This is a genomic window from Cuspidothrix issatschenkoi CHARLIE-1 (assembly GCF_002934005.1).
Taxonomy (GTDB): Bacteria; Cyanobacteriota; Cyanobacteriia; order Cyanobacteriales; family Nostocaceae; genus Cuspidothrix; species Cuspidothrix issatschenkoi.
Genome location: NZ_PGEM01000071.1, coordinates 1 through 16,434 on the forward strand (window position 1 = coordinate 1; position 16,434 = coordinate 16,434).

Consider the following 16,434-nt stretch of genomic DNA (forward strand, 5'->3'; position numbering starts at 1 on the left):
CAGTTGCGTAAGTCCTGTTAAGGTTTATGAGGTACCAGATTAAACTTAAAGCACAGTCAGAATCACGGATTAGACGGATTAAAGGATTTCACAGATTAAAATTCAATTTTGAAAATTATCTTATAAAATTGGTGTACCTCATTTACTTCAAAAGTGCTGTAATTGATTAAGTTGTCTTCATTCTTCCTTTTTCTTAAATTTCCTACCTGCAAAACTATCTGGTTTAGTCTCTTCTTTCGCTGGCGTTTCACCTATGTTCAATTGTTTGAATGCTTCCCGAATTGTCGCTACATCTCCTTTAAGTGCTGCTTCTCTTAAATCCCGTTTTAAATGGGCGTTTTTAATCGCTTCTTCTTGAGAACGGGAACTTGTATCAAAGCATTTTTCTAAACTTTCAAAAATTCCTACACGGCGCGTTTTTTTCTTAAATTGTCTTTCTGTATCTAACAGTTTCGCCATGAGTTCTAATTGCATTGCGTCACCGTCACAAATTTCTTCTAATACTTCCCATTCATCGCTACCCAGGAGGCTATAATCTGAACCAGGACGGGGATCTTTAAATGCTTCTCCTGTGACTTCTTGATAGATACGGGGTAAACTATCATCAAATTCGTGTTTTTCTTCTAACCAGATACGGCGAATTTCGCTGAGTTCTTCCATAGAAATTAAGGTAATATCACGCATATTTTCTGGGGCGTTTTGCCTCATTTCTGTTTGGGCGGTTAATAATTTTCTTAACCAATACTCACGCCAATATTTTGTATAAGGTCCTGGTATTGGTTCAATAGAAGTTTCACCACTTTTATGATTACGTTCAAATAATTGTACTTCTCCCCACATCCGGCGAAAATCTCTTTTTTCTCTATCATTTTCAATGTCTAATTCCCTACGAAAATCAACTATTGGTTGCATCCATTCTTTTTCTTCATCGTTTTGAATCATTGCATTTAAAGATTTATCGCTGCTAACTAATGTACAAACCCAGCAACCAAAACGAGAATTACCACAACTAGGAGTAGATGTATCAACAACTAAAGGACATTCATTATCTGCTGTTGATTCTCTATACATAGTAAATAAATCTTTATTACTATGATTCCAAGGATTTTCCCATTGCATTAAATATAACCAAACTTCATCATTACGCCAATCTTCGATAGGTGTATATAACAAAGAATTAATGAGACTAGGATGAGGAGAAAGCCTATCTCTTACTCTTCCCTCTTCTCTCTTGGTCATAATTAAAGCGCGATTTTTACTTTCAGTTTTCCGAGTTCCTAATACAACAATTGTTTCACCACTAGCTCTAACAACATCACGAATAAAACGGTTAGAAGGATCAATTTTTAGCCGTCCGGTACACCAGCGAAATGTATGACGCGGTGCAGGATATCCTTTACCAATTAAACCCGCCCAGTATGTTTGTTTAGTTTCTGGTTGCAGTAAATGTGGTGTTATTAGCATTTTTTGTTCTTGAGCAGCAATTTCCATTTGTTTTAATGAATTGCGTACCCAAGCAGAAACATAGGGATTTTCTACACCTGTATCTGTGGTAATAACATGAATAGTTTTAGTTCTTTTTTCTAATGGAAGTTCAGAAATTGCATTCCAAATCAGTTGTAAAATTGCTGTACTGTCTTTTCCACCGGAATAACCTACAACCCAAGGTATCCCATCTAAACAATATAATTCTTGAATTTCTGTGGTGAGAACTTGAATATAGTCTACTAATTCCGCTACAGTACGATTTTGCTCAGTGTTACTGTCTGGTTGTTGTGCTATGGTCATGACTCTCTACCTGTAAAAATAATGATGTACCCTAATTATGCGCGTTCAAACAAATATGATCTTCATAACTAATTTATACTAAGATAGTTTACGTTAATTTCTCAAAATGATTTTTAAAAATTATACTCTTAGTATCCAATGTTTTGGGAAAATAAGCTACCCAATCTAGATTTCATTTTTAAAAATTAACCTTATGGAAAGCACATCTGAACAAAACCGTAACATTTCTCAACAGTATCCAGAAAATGAAACTCAAAATCAACAGGTGTTATCTACACTACTAGAAAAAGTTCTTGGTCAAAAAGACCAAATTATTGTTCAGCAAACCAAGATGGGTGGTGTTGAAGCTTATGTAGGTTCCGTCACCTTAGAATGGTTTGCAAATAGAGTTAATTTTGCTTCTACATTGCCTCTATTGCAAAAGCAGTATAATCCTGAAACAAATAATATTGAAATTGATGCAGATAGTATTGATGAAGTTCAACAACGCCCTTTAGATTGGTCGCGTCAAGCAGCGTTAGTACAGTATTTGGCAGCTAGAAAAAACCATAAGTTCCCTCCGGTATTGGTTGTAATTAATCAACCTTGGGTTGATGATGCAAAAGCGGATGAGTGGGATAGTGAAGGGCGGGCTAAAAAAGCTACTACAAATTTTATACCTTTAGATGCAAATGGTACTGTTGGTTTGCTAAATGTGGCGCCAGACAATGTTAGTATTTATGCTTTAGATGGCCAGCATAGATTGATGGGCGTACAGGGTTTATTGGAATTAATTAAGACTGGTAAATTGAGACGATATAAAAAAGATAAAACGTCTAATGATAGTTTTATTACTATATCAGATTTAATAGATAATCATCAAGTTGATACAGATTATTTAGAAAAGTTACCACAGGAAAAAATCGGCATTGAATTTATTTGTGCGGTAAATGCTGGGGAAAATTACACAGAAGCTAAACGACGAGTTAGATCTATTTTTGTTCATGTCAATTTAATGGCTGCACCTTTAACTAAGGGTCAGTTAACACAATTAAATGAGGACGATGGTTTTGCTATCGTAGCGCGAAAAATTGCGGTAATACATCCACTTTTGGCAGATAAAGATAACCGCAAACCGCGTATAAATTGGAATAGTGCCACAGTAGCAACTAATTCCACTGTATTAACTACGCTACAAGCTTTACAGGATATGTCTGAACGATATTTAGGGCAAAAATTCCCCCATTGGAAACCTTTGGAAAAAGGTTTAATTCCCATGCGTCCGGAAAATGAAGAATTACAGGAGGGAATTGCAGAGTTTACACAGTTATTTGATTATTTAGGGAGTCTTCCTAGTTATAAGATTTTAGACCATGAAGATACACCAGTTTTACGGCGGTTTAGTTTTGAAAAAGGTGGTGGTGAGGGTAATATTTTATTTCGTCCAGTTTCTCAAGTTGCTTTAGCACAAGCTTTGGGAATTTTAGTTTTTAAAAAAGGTTTGAGTCTAGAAACTATTTTTAAAAAGTTGCGAAAATTTGATCGTCAAGGTGGTTTTAGTGAGATGGAGTTTCCCCATTCTTTATGGTATGGGGTGTTATATGATCCGAATAAAAAGCGGGTTCAGGTTGCAGGAAAAGATTTAGCGGTAAAGTTATTGGTTTATATTTTGGGGGGAATGACTGAAAAAATGGAAGTTGCTGCTTTACGTAAAGCTTTAGCTGATGCTAGAACTATGGAAGATAATACTATTGGTTTTGATGGGAAGTTAGTTGAACAGCAGGATGTAGGTTTACCAGCAGTTTTATAGTTAAAAGCATTTATTTGTTTGCTTACACACCCACCCGGAAATTAATTTCCGGGCTAATAGCTAAAGTACGTTAAAACGTACTATATTTTAATATCGAATTAAACCAAAATACAATTAAAATTTATTTTTCAAATAGAATAAATGAAGGTTAAATAGTCGGTTTTAACCGACTTTAGCTTTGAGACAGGGAATTTATTCCCTGGCTGATGTGTGAAGATACTTTAATAGTTATGGTTGAAAAATGTTTTGACGATGCCATTCTAAAGCTTCAATATCTGGAAAGTATTTCTCTATTTTAGGCAGGATGAGTTTTTCACCATGAAAATCTTTTATTGGTTTAGCATGGGGAGAAACTTCTTCCAGTTCTTTACTAACTATAATTTTGTATTTCTCATCAACACTAAACCAACCTCTATCAAATGCCCAATGATGATTTTTACATAAGGCTATTCCGTTATGTATGCTGCTATCATAAAATTGGGAAAATGGTTTTATATGTGCGCCATCTACTATATTTTGGCTGAGGTTTTTGTTAACTATTAAACCACAAAAAGCGCATTGACAACCATAGACAGAAACAACCGCTTTTCTAAAAAAAGCATTTCTAATGATTGTTTTTTGCAACCTATATTTAGGGTTATTTTCAGCAGATTTAGATATTATTATTTCATCTTCAAAATTTTGATTAATTTGTAAAATACTATCTATTTGATGATCTATATCAGGGAAAAATGCTGCTATCAGTGCATCTAATAATTCTCTTCTAGTAATTTCATTTTTCAAAAATTCAAATAATTCACTATCTAAATAAGCATATTCAACAGCTTGTTTTAATTTGTTGGTTGTCTTTGGTTGTAAGCCATTAAAATCAGGTTTAAATTCTAAATACCAAAAACCTTCACTTTGTAAATGAAAGAAAGGGTAGTGTAGCCCTCCTGTATAAGAATGTGATCCTATTATTTGCCAATATTTTTCAAATGTTTCAATTAATTCATCTGATACTTTAATTTCATTTATTTCAATAATATCTCTGCTAATTAAATCTATAACTGATAAAATTAAGATAGGTTTATGTAGAGCAGTACCACGTTTTTTGCTGTTGCTGACATTCAGATTAGATAATTTTTGACAGTATAATGTTAGATTATCCATGTTTTTAAAACCTGATTAAATGTAATTGATGTGTAATCTTTCAATTTAGGAATTTTCTTAAATCAAATTCTCCTGTTTCTTCATCTTTCTTGTTTTTATCAGATATCAAAAATAATAATATCGTGTCTGAATAATCTATTGAACCTCTCAGTTCAGTTTGTAAAATTTCTAATCCACCATTAGCGTATTCTTCTAAAATTTGATGGCGTTGATTTTCGTATATTTCGTCATGAGTGGACAAAATCTTAATCTCTTGAGTTTCCGCTATTGAGATTAATTTAATTACAACATCATATCCCAATGATATAAAAGTTTCTAACCTTATTGGTACAGGTTCACGTTTAGAAACTTCCTCAAAAGGAACACGCTTTTTATACTTAACCCCCAAAGAAGCAGCAAAAACAATCACATCAGCGAAAGTTTTAAAAGGACCATTTCCTCCATCAGAAGAAATTAAAGCCTTAACTAAATCAGCCTTATCTTTAGCAACCCTGATTCTACCAGATTCAGCCATAAAAATAATCTAATCTTGATGTAAAATATTGTATCATATCAAAACTTAACATCCCCGACTTCTTTTTTAAACCCTCTCCATAAATAATAAATGTATCTCAGAAGTCGGGGATCTGGTTTTCACCAACTAACACCACATCCTCATAAACTAAAGACAGAGGAAAACGAAAATCAACACTTGTAAAATGAACCTCTTCACCCTCCACAAAAGGATGTAATACCCAAAAACCTCGATCATTTAACCGAAAACAATCTAAACCGATCTTCTGAGAATCAATTAAAACATATTCCTGTAAAGTTGAAATTTTGCGATATTGTTCAAACTTTTTCCCTCGATCATAACCTTCGGTACTAGGAGAAAGCACCTCAACAATTAAACAAGGAAATTGCAAAAACTTAATCGCTTGTTTATCTTGGGGATGACAACTAACCACCACATCAGGATAGAAAAAAGAACCTTTTTCAGAAATACCAACCTTTGCATCTGACATCAAAGCAAAACATTGACTGCCACGTAAATGACTTTTCAAAGCTGAGGCTAAATTTAAAGCGATCGCACTATGAGGAATAGTACCTCCAGTCATCGCAAAAACCTTACCATCAAGATATTCATATTTAATTTCCTGCAATTCTTCCCACTCTAAAAACTCTTGGGGAGTCATATAAAACTGATCAAAATAGCAACCATTTTTTCTCCTTGTCTGAGACTTTGTATTAAACAAAAAAATGATGTTGGGTTTTTTCCTCTCAACCCAACCTACTCACAATTCATAATCACTTAAAATCATGCAAATTCTGAGGGAAATAATTATTCTCTATCAGCATGATGATCTTCATCAGGTTTTTTAATTCCCTCTTGAAAACTTCTCAAACTTTTTCCTAACACTCCTCCCAACTCAGGAATTTTCTTAGGTCCAAAAATCAAAATTGCAACTATGGTAATAATCGCTACTTCCGGCCATCCTAGTCCAAACATATTATTTTCCTTTTCAGTGACTCTTATTAATTATATAATTGATTCTGTCCTAATGGGGATATTTAACCATTCACTCAGTTCTTCTGCTAACCAATCAAGTTCCGGTTCTGATATTAACTCATTATTATTCCCAATGCTGAATTTTTTATTTTTTCCCACCCAAATATTCAATTGAGCTTTGACTGCCACTGAATTAAAAAATACTAGGACTTACGCTCATATTTTCTAATTCTTTGGATCATACAAATATCTTCTTTTTTTGCTGGTGTAGGCAATTTTATTTTTCTTCCCCACAATTCACGCACTAATTCAATTTTATCTTGAGTAATATGTAATCTCAATTTACTAAACAAACTAAATAGATAGTAATTTAACTATTACCAGTTCTTGAGTTTGTAAATTTTTTGCTAATAAAGTCCGTCGTTCGGCTTTTTTGCCTAACTGCTTTTGCACTTCATAGCGATTTGCTAAGATATTATTACCCATAGGTTGATGAGTTGACACCCTGGTGATACTAACAAATCTATCATGGCTTAGGTAATGAGCGATCGCCAAGTATCTATCATGTAGGATGCTGATTAAATCTGGCTTTTCCACTTTGAATTGTGAATTTTTAATTGCTTATGCCTTCCCAACTTTGGCCATACATTACCCCAGGTATTCCCGATGAATTATTTGAAAATTTACCAGGTATTCCCCTGAGTCAGCGAGAATTAAGATTGTTGTTAATTTCTCAACTGCGACTACAAGCTAATTCGGTATTGTGGGATATTGGCGCAGGAACAGGTACAATTCCTATAGAGGTAGGGTTATTATGTCCCCAAGGACGGGTAATAGCTATCGAAAGAGACGAAGATGTGGCTAACCTTATTAAACGCAACTGCGATCGCTTTGAAGTCAAAAACGTCGAAGTTATAGAAGGTATCGCCCCAGAGTGTTTAGACACAATCAAATTAGCACCAGATCGGATCTGTATTGAAGGTGGCAAAGCCATCCAGGAAATTGTCAAAGCTGCATGGCAATATTTACCATCCTCTGGTCGAGTGGTTGCCACTGCTGGTAATCTAGAAAGTCTGTATGCTATTTCTCAAAGTTTTTCTCAATTGAGGGCTAGAAATATCGAAGTAGTACAGTCAGGGGTTAACCGGCTACAAACGCGAGGTTATTCTCAAACCTTTATTGCTGATGATCCCATTTTTATTCTTAGTGGTGAAAAATTAGATTAAGTAGGTTGACGTTAAAAATTGTCCTCATAGCAAGGCAAAAGGCAATACTATGGCTAAACGCCACGCTAACGACTACGCTCAGTAACCAGGGGCAAAAGGCAAAAGTGAAGAAATTTTACTTTTTTTGGCAGGATTCAGGGAACAGGGAATAGAGATTTGTCTGCCTCCTAAACTCCTAAACTCGTAAACTGGTCACTAAGCGAAGCCGAAGTGCTGACTCCTGAAATCCTTCTGTTTTCGGTTTTGGATTCAATCCAAAATCCAAAATCTAAAATCCCAAATACTATCCTATGTCCTGGCCTCGAATTATTAGTGGAATTATTGCAATCATCATGGCATTATCTTCAACCCTCTTTGGGGGTTGGTATTTTACAATAGCGATCGCTATTGTTGTATTTTTAGGTCAACAAGAATATTTTAATTTAGTCAAATCCAGAGGTATCATTCCCTCAGTAAAAACCACCATGTTGGTGAGTCAAATAATCCTAATTATTTGTACTCTTGATGCCAGTTTAGCAGATGCGATTATGCCAGTAGCCGGAACACTGATTTGCTTTTACCTACTATTTCAGCCCAAATTAGCCACCATTGCCGATATTTCTGCTTCTATCATGGGTTTATTTTATGTAGGTTACTTACCCAGCTATTGGGTACGGTTACGAGGTATTGATCACGCCATTAGTAGTAATTTACCTTTAAGTGGTTATTGGCCTACAAATTGGCCAGAAATTGGCCAAGGCAATTTTACCTCCCTCCCCACAGGTTTAACCGCCACTATTCTGACCTTCTTCTGTATTTGGGCGGCGGATATTGGAGCATACTTTTTTGGCAAATTCTTTGGCAAAACTCGTTTATCTGATATTAGTCCCAAAAAAACCGTAGAAGGCGCTGTTTTTGGTATTACTGCTAGTCTCTCTATGGCTATAATCGGTTCTTATTGTCTGCATTTTCCCTACTGGTTAATCACGGGGATCGCATTAGGTCTAATTATTGGTATTGCCAGTTTATTAGGTGATTTAACGGAATCATTACTTAAACGGGATGCAGGAGTCAAAGATTCAGGACAGTTAATTCCCGGACATGGTGGTATTTTAGATCGCACCGATAGTTACATTTTTACTGCCCCTTTAGTCTACTATTTCGTCACCTTACTTTTACCTCTACTGGAAAAAACACTTTGAGTAGGTCAGGACTTACACAACTGGCACATTGGTAGGGTGTGTTTCGGCAAGCTCACCAACCACGTCAGATATCAACAACCTGTTTATTTGCGGTATTTATCCAGTCTGATGCACCCTACAACAGATTTTTGGTGTGACACTTGTGTAGGTTATATAGGTAAACAAAAAAGTGCAATATGTACCGAAAGGTAAAATCCTTCTTGCCTCTGGTTACTGAGCGCAGTCGTTAGCGTAGCGTGGCGTTTAGCCATAGTATTGCCTTATGTCATAAAAGAAACTAAAGTTCAGCTTTTTTTATCCTTTCCCACCTTGCCGCCCGATAGTCATATAATTTAAACTAAATTCAACAAATATTGAGTTTTGATTTTTTAATAGTTATGGGTTAACGTTGATGCGTCCATAACAAGTCAGTTGTTCTGATATCAAAGAAATTTCTTCGATATCAACATCTGTTCCCAGATTTATAATATAAGGAGAGGTTCTCTCTAGGAGTACCTCGTGGTCGGTCTTGACCTGAACTGGTGTTAATTGCAGTTTTTGGCCATTAAGTAGTTCTAAGCCTAAATAAATATCAAAGCATGACCCGTCGGGATCAGACATTGGAAGACCACTCAGCATTAGTAGCTGATTGTCAAGTATAATTTTTTGCCACCTGATAGGCTTGGAATTTAGGCTAGATTCTGCTAATATTGTTACCAGTAGATCATTTATAGCCGTCAATAATAATGGAGATGAGAGCGAATTATTCAAATCCTCTGGTGCTAGGATCAACTTACCAACCACAGGCACAGTTTCTAATAATTGCACTGGTTGTCCTTTGAGTATGGAGGTAACATTTAATTTGATATTTTTTGCCTCAAGTTCAACTTGTGTGATCCACAGACCTTGATAGACTGCACCACTGGCAGCAATTAATACTCCAGGAATACGACCAGAAAGCAATTGGCGATCGCTGGCTTTGATCTGTACCTCTAAATGAGATACTTGGGTTAACTGGCTTTTTAACCAGAGCTTGATTGCTGAGGTCAAAATTTTTGTAATTATTCTGACTTTCTTGTGATCTGTACTTGGGGAACTTGATTCGATCATTTTTCGACAATGTTTAGGAATGTAAATATACTCAATTATTGAGTATCTTAACTGATTCTTAACTGCATAACTGAACTTTGTTAATCAGCAGGTGCAACTATATAGTATTCTAAGTATTCAGAAAAAAAATTAACAAATACAGATGGAGGCAAGGTTACAAAAAATTCTAGCTCAATGGGGTATCGCTTCACGCCGTGAAGCTGAAGAAATGATTAGGCAATCACGGGTATTTGTAAATGGGGTTGTAGCAAATTTAGGTCAAAAAGTTGATCCCCAACAGGACAATATCACTATTGATGGTCAACCTGTATTAATAGAAAAACGCCCTCCCTTAATATATTTATTACTGCATAAACCCGCAGGAGTTGTATCCACTTGTCATGATCCCCAAGGCAGAACCACAGTTTTGGATCTGCTCTCCTCGGAACTGCAAACAGGATTGGGTATTCATCCAGTAGGGCGTCTAGATGTAGATTCCACAGGTGCATTAATTCTTACCAATGATGGCGAGTTAACTTACGGACTCACCCATCCCAGTCACAGTATTTCCAAGACCTATCATGTCGTTGTTCAAGGATATCCTCCAACCAAAGTTCTGAAGATGTGGAGCCAGGGTATAGTGCTGGAAGGGAAAAAGACTAGACCTGCTCAGGTGCATTTAATAAAACGTTCTATAAATCAAAGTAGTTTGGAAATCATTTTACAGGAGGGCAGAAATCGTCAAATTCGCCGTGTTGCCGAACAATTGGGATATCCAGTTATTAAACTACATCGAACCGCTATTGGTTCAATTCAATTAAAAACCTCAACTACACCTTTTTTGCCCGTTGGTAAATATCGTCATCTCACTTCTGATGAGATTAGTTTTTTAAGCAAGCAGATAAATCGGACACCTATTAAGACAACTCTGAGTTAAGGAGCAAAGGGAAAACATGAAATGGTTCAGCAAGAGGGATAAACAGCCAATCAAACCTTCTATCCAAGAATATCAAAGCGAAAAGTTGCTACAGCTTGGCACACAACTAACTAGGATCAGGCAAGAGCAAAATCTCACTCTTGACGAATTAGTTTTATTAACCAGAATTCCTCGACGACTTTTAAAAGCCATTGAAGAAGGTAACTTAACGGACTTACCAGAACCTATTTATATTCAAGGCTTAATTAGACAATTCGGTGATGCGTTAGGACTAAACGGAGTGGAGTTTGCCAGTCATTTTCCCATTGGTTCTCAATCGGTGGTTTTGCACGGCGTTACAAAAGGTCTATCCATCTCTCAGCTACGACCTCTTCATCTGTACATCCTTTACATTCTTGTCATTTTCTCATCTGTCAATGGGTTATCTCGTTTATTAAATAATTCTTCATTACAGGCCAGCAACTCCTTGACTCGACTAAATAAGTCAGTCAAATTACAGGATCAAAAAATAGCTAATAATAGATTAATTAGTAGTCAAAAAGATAAGTCTGTACAAGTTGGTGTTACTTTAAAAGCCTCTTCTTGGATTAGTGTGGTGACAGACGGTAAAACCGCCTTTGAGGGTTTTCTACCAGAGGGTGCTAGTCGTAGTTGGGAAGCCAACAATCAACTAACAGTAAAAACTAATAATGCTGGTGTTGTATTAATGAGTGTCAATCGCCAGAAAGCAAAGAAAATGGGGGCAATCGGCAAACCTCAAGAAATCAGAATTGCTGCTGGACCAAGCTCATAGGAGGAGTTCAGGAGGCAAGAGGCAATACTTCGACCCTCTTCGACTTCCCTCGGGGCAAGTCACACTCAGTACCCAGGGGCAAGAGGCAAGGGGCAAGAGGAAATAAAATAATTTATTTCTCCTCTACTCCCCTGTCCCTCTACCTATCCTCTATAATCGCGTCCAAAACGGATGGTAAGGGTTTTTAGGCGATCGCCTAATTCTTGTGTTAATACACCTGATTGGTAACGCCAGCCCCAATTACCCTCTGCCGTACCGGGAAAATTCATCCTTGCTTCATTTCCCAACCCTAGTAGATCCTGTAAAGGAATAATCGCTTGATTGGCAATAGAACTCAAAGCCAATCTAATTAAGTCCCAGTTTATACCGTCAGGACTGATACAGCCCAAATACAAAAATAAATTTTGCCTTTCGTAATCATTCGCAGCATTAAACCAGCCTACAGTCGTGTCATTGTCGTGAGTACCTGTATAAACTACAGCATTGCGAGTGTAGTTAAAAGGTAAAAAGGAATTACCGGGATCAGAACCAAAAGCAAACTGTAATACCTTCATCCCTGGAAATTCAAACTGATCTCGCAGTGCTTCCACTTCCGGGGTAATGATCCCCAAATCTTCTGCTAAAACGGGTAACTTACCTAACCGTTTTCTAATGGTTTCAAACAACTCTACACCGGGGGCTTCCACCCATTTACCATTGATAGCAGTTTCTTCACCTTGGGGTACAGCCCAATAAGCCTCAAAGCCTCTAAAATGATCAATGCGAATTATATCTACATAATCCAGCATCGCTTCAAAGCGTAATATCCACCATTTAAAATCTTGTTTTTGCAATTCTTCCCAGTTATAAACCGGATTTCCCCATAATTGACCAGTGGCACTAAAATAATCTGGTGGTACTCCCGCCATTAAAGCTGCTGCACCCGTTTCTTCATCTAGGGCAAAAATCTCAGGATTCGCCCAGACATCAGCACTATCATGGGATACATAAATAGGAATATCACCAATAATATCTATACCATTCTCGTTAGCATATTTTTTCAGTTCTGTCCACTGCCGGAAGAACTCATATTGGACAAATTTGTAATAAAAAATTTCCTCTGCTAACTCCTGTTCCATTTGGTCTAAAGCTGCTGGTTCGCGCCTGGCTAATTTCGGTTCCCAATTATGCCAACTTTCACCATTTTGGGAATCTTTGAGAGCCATAAATAGGGCATAATTATTTAACCAATAGCCTTTATCAGCACAAAATTTAGCAAAAGCTGCTTTCTGAGTTGAATTTGCTTTAGTTTTAAAATCCTCACAAGCTTTGATCAGTAGATTGACCTTAACAGGGAGAACTTCGCTAAAATCTACGTGATTTGCGGGAAAATCTGGTAAATCAGCCAAATCTTCCGCAATTAACAAACCTTCATCTAGCAACTTATCGGGACTAATTAAAAAGTAATTTCCCGCCATTGCGGAGTAGCACATATAAGGGGAATTACCGTAACCAGTGGGGCCAAGAGGTAAAACTTGCCAATATTGCTGGTGACTTTGTTTAAGAAAATCAATAAACCGATAAGCTTCTAAACCTAAATCCCCAATACCAAAACGACTGGGGAAAGAAGTGGGATGAAGTAAAATACCGCTTGATCTAGGAAAAGGCATAGTTAATGCTAAATATGAGTAGATTGTTTATTAGGACTTACACAGACGTTACATTCAATTTATTTTGTAGGGTGTGTCAAACATCAAAAATATGTTGATTCTTAACAAATTATATATCTGACGCACTGTACTAAAATATCACTTGCCTCAGTCCTGTTTATAACTAACAATCGAGAACTTACTTGAAGCTATCATGGTATAGTTAATATAAATAGATTTTAAGTACAAAGAAATAATAAAAATCTTAAAGAAATACAAAGATTGTGAGTTGTGCATAGCAAAGATTTCCATAGTTACTTGGCTGTCTGAGAACTTAAATTTTATGTGGAGGAGTTTTATATGAGTATTAAAATCGCGCAATGGCGACCTGAGTATGAAACAGGCAATGATATTATTGATGAGCAACATAAAAGCTTATTTAGTACAATTAATGCGCTAAATAGTGCGATGTTGGAAGGACAGGGCGAAGCGTTATTAGAAAAAACACTTGATAGTTTAAAAGACTATACCACAGTTCATTTCGACACTGAAGAAAAATTCATGCTCGACCATAAATATCCAGATTATATAGAGCATAAGCAAAAGCATGAAGCCCTTAAAGCCAAGGTTTTGAGCTTTGAGAAGAAAAATTATGATGACTTATCCAAATTAACAAATGCAGTTTCTCACTTTTTAACCGATTGGTTAATTCATCACATTAAAGATGAAGATAAAAAGATGATTTTATTTTGCCGTCATGATCTCTCATCGGTTGCTAGTGATCACAAATTAGAGATTGCCCAATGGCGGACTGAGTACGAAACAGGCTATATCCTCATTGATAATCAACATCAAAGCCTTTTCCACGCCATTAATGCTCTCAATAGTGCCATGCTAATAGGAAGAGGAGAAGAATTACTAGAAAGAACTTTAGAGAGTCTGAAAATCTACACAACTATTCATTTTGAAACCGAAGAAGAATTTATGTTTAAAAATAATTATCCAGGCTACCTGGAGCATAAGGCAAAACATAAACTTCTGCGGCAACAAGTAGAAGAGTTTAGTAAACAAATAAAGATCCAAAATACATCTCAAATTACCATTAATGTATCCCATTTTTTGACAGATTGGCTCATCCATCACATTAAAGATGAAGATAAGAAAATGATTGCTTTTCTCCGCCAAAAACGCGAACAAAAACAGAAATAAATAATTATGAAATACAGAAATCCCGCACCTACCGTTGATATTATTATTGAATTAATTGATAGACCTCATCGCCCTATTATCCTCATTGAAAGACATAATGAACCTTTAGGTTGGGCGTTACCCGGTGGTTTTGTTGATTATGGTGAAGCTGTCGAAAAAGCCGCAATTAGGGAAGCTGAGGAAGAAATAGGTTTAAAAGTAGAATTAATAGAACAGTTATTAGTATATTCTGATCCCAGTCGTGATCCCCGTCAGCATACGATTAGTATTGTGTTTTTAGCGACAGCTACGGGTGAACTTTTGGCAGGTGATGATGCTAAGGGTGTGGGTATTTTTGAGCCTTGGTGTGTTCCTGTTAATCTATGTTTTGACCATGACCGGATTTTGCGGGATTACTGGCGGTATAGAAATTATAGGATTCGTCCGAGGTTGGGGTAAGAGAAATGAACCAATCCAGGCACAGCCGACCTCGCAGGTGCGATAATGCCAAATGGAGAAGTTTACCAAACATCTACAGATTTAGAATTTGGTAAACCATAAACACCATTAACAAAAGATATATCCATGACTCGTAAAGTAATCCGTACCGATAAAGCACCTGCACCCGTTGGACCATATAATCAAGCAATTCTCGCTTCTGGGCAAATGTTGTTTGTAGCTGGACAAATTGCCATAGATCCTCGTTTAGGTGATGTTGTTTACACCGATGATGTCACCAAACAGACGGAACAGGTGATGAGAAATATTGAAGCTATTCTGACAGAAGCGGGTGCTACATTTGCAGATGTGGTGAAAACAGGTGTATTTTTAGCTGATATGAATGATTTCGCCGCTGTAAATGCGGTTTATACAAAATATTTTTCTGAAGATACCGCCCCCGCGCGTGCTTGTGTGGAGGTTTCCCGTTTACCTAAAAATGTGCTGGTAGAAATTGAGTGTATCGCCGTGATTGGTAGTTAAATAGACATCTGGTAACAATTCAATATGGTTCATCTATAACTCTTGTAGAGACGTTCTATGGAAAGTCTCTACATTCTTTGTGAGAAATGTCTATTGACAATTTTAGGACTTACCCACGAAGTAATCAACAACCCGATTTTTTCCTAGGGGTAATTCATGAAGTACTCCTAATTTCGTGATTTTTTGCATAAGTCCTGAATAAATAATATTTGATTATTTTTTAATTGAATTCAATAATCACAATATGCACTTTTCTTATAATCTTTATTTACTCAAACTAATTCAGGGATCAAACCGAATTTTTATAGTCTAGGCAAATATGGGGATCACTGCTGATATAATAGTTAAGGAAATCATCAAAGAGCAAAGGAGTAAGTGTAAATGCCTAGGGGTAACTCGATTAAAAAAGTCACCTATTACCTTTTACTGGCTTCATCAGTTGTAGTGTTATTGGTGCATTCTACTATTGATCAGGAGTTTAAAGATCAGGGTCAGGAAACTTTAGTTTCTGCTGAATTGTTCGATCAAACAGATAATATCAAGTTTGTACAAGCTTCTCAATCTACTCCTATACTAGATGGAAACAAAGCACTAGAATTAGTCCAGAACTTACCAACAGTACGACGGAAAGCTCGGGAAATTCAAAGATTATCTAGGGGAACTATCCGAGTCGCATCAGTGGTTGATAGTTCTCCTACTGTTGACACACCTTACTATGTCGTGAGAGTATTTGAGAATCATTCTGATCAAAGTACCAGTACAATTTATTGGTTTCGGGTGTTGAGTCCTAGCGGACAAATTCAAGCTTTAGATTTAATTCAAAACGAATATATCCCTGTAGATAAGTGGAATCCTGATAGGAGGTAAATTTCTCCTAAATCATTGTTTTCACTGGTTTCCCTATTAACTTTTTTTTACTCCTGCATTGATAAAATTAACCTTTTAGAACAATGTCTGAACAACAAATAATTAGTCCTTGGAAATATAAACCTTGGTGGTGTCAACCTTGGTCAATTGTCCTCACTGGAGTAACATTGGTTACTGGTATTTGGTTAATATTTAAAATTGTTTGGTTGACGATTTTAGTAGCTATTCCTCTATTAATTTGGATGGGATTCTTTTGGCTCTTCCAGACTAAATATGATAAATTAGTAGGAGAAATACCAATTTAGTAAAATCCTTCTTCTAAAATTATCAAAATTAGTTAAGCCATA

Annotated in this window: 18 protein-coding genes and 1 pseudogene; 10 read left to right on the forward strand and 9 right to left on the reverse strand. The window is 36.4% G+C overall.

The genetic code is table 11. The features are described 5' to 3' along the window. Positions 1-177: 177 nt before the first annotated feature. Positions 178-1,788 carry a DNA phosphorothioation system sulfurtransferase DndC gene (gene dndC / locus CUN59_RS10280; protein ID WP_104387760.1) on the reverse strand — a complete coding sequence of 537 codons (1,611 nt, stop codon included), beginning with the start codon at positions 1,786-1,788 and terminating at the stop codon, positions 178-180. 193 nt (positions 1,789-1,981) lie between these two features. On the opposite strand from dndC, the gene CUN59_RS10285 reads away from it, so the two are divergent. Further along, positions 1,982-3,577: a DGQHR domain-containing protein gene (locus CUN59_RS10285; RefSeq protein ID WP_104387761.1), complete on the forward strand. Its 1,596-nt coding sequence runs from the start codon at positions 1,982-1,984 to the stop codon at positions 3,575-3,577. 228 nt (positions 3,578-3,805) lie between these two features. On the opposite strand, the gene CUN59_RS10290 is transcribed toward CUN59_RS10285, so the two are convergent. The 6 genes from CUN59_RS10290 to CUN59_RS21090 form a co-directional block, all read right to left on the reverse strand. Then, the gene (locus tag CUN59_RS10290) at positions 3,806-4,729 is read right to left on the reverse strand and encodes an HNH endonuclease (RefSeq protein WP_104387762.1); all 924 of its coding nucleotides are present in this window, start codon (positions 4,727-4,729) and stop codon (positions 3,806-3,808) included. Positions 4,730-4,769: 40 nt separating this feature from the next. Next, complete coding sequence (locus CUN59_RS10295) at positions 4,770-5,243, reverse strand: DNA phosphorothioation-associated protein 4 (protein WP_104387763.1); 474 nt, start codon at positions 5,241-5,243, stop codon at positions 4,770-4,772. Between the two features lie 97 nt (positions 5,244-5,340). Continuing rightward, the gene (locus CUN59_RS10300) at positions 5,341-5,904 is read right to left on the reverse strand and encodes a Uma2 family endonuclease (protein WP_104387764.1); all 564 of its coding nucleotides are present in this window, start codon (positions 5,902-5,904) and stop codon (positions 5,341-5,343) included. 146 nt (positions 5,905-6,050) lie between these two features. Then, positions 6,051-6,218: a twin-arginine translocase TatA/TatE family subunit gene (tatA, locus tag CUN59_RS10305; protein ID WP_104387765.1), complete on the reverse strand. Its 168-nt coding sequence runs from the start codon at positions 6,216-6,218 to the stop codon at positions 6,051-6,053. Between the two features lie 30 nt (positions 6,219-6,248). Further along, entirely contained in the window at positions 6,249-6,407 is a 159-nt protein-coding gene (locus CUN59_RS21415; RefSeq protein WP_165790183.1) for a hypothetical protein, read from the reverse strand. A 165-nt stretch (positions 6,408-6,572) separates the two neighbouring features. After that, positions 6,573-6,815 carry a hypothetical protein gene (locus CUN59_RS21090; protein WP_133164013.1) on the reverse strand — a complete coding sequence of 81 codons (243 nt, stop codon included), beginning with the start codon at positions 6,813-6,815 and terminating at the stop codon, positions 6,573-6,575. A 26-nt stretch (positions 6,816-6,841) separates the two neighbouring features. Between CUN59_RS21090 and cbiT the strand changes: the two genes are divergently transcribed. Together cbiT and CUN59_RS10315 are read left to right on the forward strand one after the other, a co-directional pair. After that, on the forward strand, positions 6,842-7,444 hold the full coding sequence (gene cbiT, locus CUN59_RS10310) for a precorrin-6Y C5,15-methyltransferase subunit CbiT (protein WP_104387766.1): 603 nt from the start codon (positions 6,842-6,844) through the stop codon (positions 7,442-7,444). Between the two features lie 290 nt (positions 7,445-7,734). Next, positions 7,735-8,625, forward strand: a complete 891-nt coding sequence (locus CUN59_RS10315; protein ID WP_104387767.1) for a phosphatidate cytidylyltransferase — start codon at positions 7,735-7,737, stop codon at positions 8,623-8,625. Between the two features lie 375 nt (positions 8,626-9,000). Here the strand turns inward: CUN59_RS10315 and CUN59_RS10320 are convergent, their stop codons facing one another. Continuing rightward, entirely contained in the window at positions 9,001-9,714 is a 714-nt protein-coding gene (locus CUN59_RS10320) for an LmeA family phospholipid-binding protein (RefSeq protein WP_104387768.1), read from the reverse strand. 142 nt (positions 9,715-9,856) lie between these two features. On the opposite strand from CUN59_RS10320, the gene CUN59_RS10325 reads away from it, so the two are divergent. Next, positions 9,857-10,630: a pseudouridine synthase gene (locus CUN59_RS10325; RefSeq protein ID WP_104387769.1), complete on the forward strand. Its 774-nt coding sequence runs from the start codon at positions 9,857-9,859 to the stop codon at positions 10,628-10,630. A 16-nt stretch (positions 10,631-10,646) separates the two neighbouring features. Beyond that, complete coding sequence (locus CUN59_RS10330) at positions 10,647-11,423, forward strand: helix-turn-helix domain-containing protein (protein WP_104387770.1); 777 nt, start codon at positions 10,647-10,649, stop codon at positions 11,421-11,423. A 143-nt stretch (positions 11,424-11,566) separates the two neighbouring features. Here CUN59_RS10330 and malQ read toward each other — a convergent pair whose 3' ends face one another. Beyond that, positions 11,567-13,072, reverse strand: coding sequence for a 4-alpha-glucanotransferase (gene malQ / locus CUN59_RS10335; protein WP_104387771.1), 1,506 nt, complete (start codon positions 13,070-13,072; stop codon positions 11,567-11,569). Positions 13,073-13,411: 339 nt separating this feature from the next. On the opposite strand from malQ, the gene CUN59_RS21715 reads away from it, so the two are divergent. The 5 genes and pseudogenes from CUN59_RS21715 to CUN59_RS10360 all read left to right on the forward strand — a co-directional run bounded on the left by CUN59_RS21715 (position 13,412) and on the right by CUN59_RS10360 (position 16,392). Next, complete coding sequence (locus CUN59_RS21715) at positions 13,412-14,260, forward strand: bacteriohemerythrin (RefSeq protein WP_207765403.1); 849 nt, start codon at positions 13,412-13,414, stop codon at positions 14,258-14,260. A gap of 6 nt (positions 14,261-14,266) precedes the next feature. Next, positions 14,267-14,698: an NUDIX domain-containing protein gene (locus tag CUN59_RS10345; protein ID WP_104387772.1), complete on the forward strand. Its 432-nt coding sequence runs from the start codon at positions 14,267-14,269 to the stop codon at positions 14,696-14,698. A gap of 24 nt (positions 14,699-14,722) precedes the next feature. Then, a pseudogene (locus CUN59_RS10350) lies at positions 14,723-15,220 on the forward strand (RidA family protein); the annotation flags it as partial. A gap of 381 nt (positions 15,221-15,601) precedes the next feature. Then, positions 15,602-16,087, forward strand: a complete 486-nt coding sequence (locus CUN59_RS10355; protein ID WP_104387774.1) for a hypothetical protein — start codon at positions 15,602-15,604, stop codon at positions 16,085-16,087. Positions 16,088-16,170: 83 nt separating this feature from the next. Further along, a complete protein-coding gene (locus CUN59_RS10360) occupies positions 16,171-16,392 on the forward strand; it encodes a DUF6737 family protein (RefSeq protein ID WP_104387775.1) in 222 nt (73 codons plus the stop codon). Positions 16,393-16,434: the final 42 nt, after the last annotated feature.

Coding starts and splice junctions, on each gene's coding strand:
- dndC (WP_104387760.1), bottom strand. CDS start 1,788: ATGACCATAGCACAACAACCAGACAGTAACACTGAGCAAAATCGTACT.
- CUN59_RS10285 (WP_104387761.1), top strand. CDS start 1,982: ATGGAAAGCACATCTGAACAAAACCGTAACATTTCTCAACAGTATCCA.
- CUN59_RS10290 (WP_104387762.1), bottom strand. CDS start 4,729: ATGGATAATCTAACATTATACTGTCAAAAATTATCTAATCTGAATGTC.
- CUN59_RS10295 (WP_104387763.1), bottom strand. CDS start 5,243: ATGGCTGAATCTGGTAGAATCAGGGTTGCTAAAGATAAGGCTGATTTA.
- CUN59_RS10300 (WP_104387764.1), bottom strand. CDS start 5,904: ATGACTCCCCAAGAGTTTTTAGAGTGGGAAGAATTGCAGGAAATTAAA.
- tatA (WP_104387765.1), bottom strand. CDS start 6,218: ATGTTTGGACTAGGATGGCCGGAAGTAGCGATTATTACCATAGTTGCA.
- cbiT (WP_104387766.1), top strand. CDS start 6,842: ATGCCTTCCCAACTTTGGCCATACATTACCCCAGGTATTCCCGATGAA.
- CUN59_RS10315 (WP_104387767.1), top strand. CDS start 7,735: ATGTCCTGGCCTCGAATTATTAGTGGAATTATTGCAATCATCATGGCA.
- CUN59_RS10320 (WP_104387768.1), bottom strand. CDS start 9,714: ATGATCGAATCAAGTTCCCCAAGTACAGATCACAAGAAAGTCAGAATA.
- CUN59_RS10325 (WP_104387769.1), top strand. CDS start 9,857: ATGGAGGCAAGGTTACAAAAAATTCTAGCTCAATGGGGTATCGCTTCA.
- CUN59_RS10330 (WP_104387770.1), top strand. CDS start 10,647: ATGAAATGGTTCAGCAAGAGGGATAAACAGCCAATCAAACCTTCTATC.
- malQ (WP_104387771.1), bottom strand. CDS start 13,072: ATGCCTTTTCCTAGATCAAGCGGTATTTTACTTCATCCCACTTCTTTC.
- CUN59_RS21715 (WP_207765403.1), top strand. CDS start 13,412: ATGAGTATTAAAATCGCGCAATGGCGACCTGAGTATGAAACAGGCAAT.
- CUN59_RS10345 (WP_104387772.1), top strand. CDS start 14,267: ATGAAATACAGAAATCCCGCACCTACCGTTGATATTATTATTGAATTA.
- CUN59_RS10355 (WP_104387774.1), top strand. CDS start 15,602: ATGCCTAGGGGTAACTCGATTAAAAAAGTCACCTATTACCTTTTACTG.
- CUN59_RS10360 (WP_104387775.1), top strand. CDS start 16,171: ATGTCTGAACAACAAATAATTAGTCCTTGGAAATATAAACCTTGGTGG.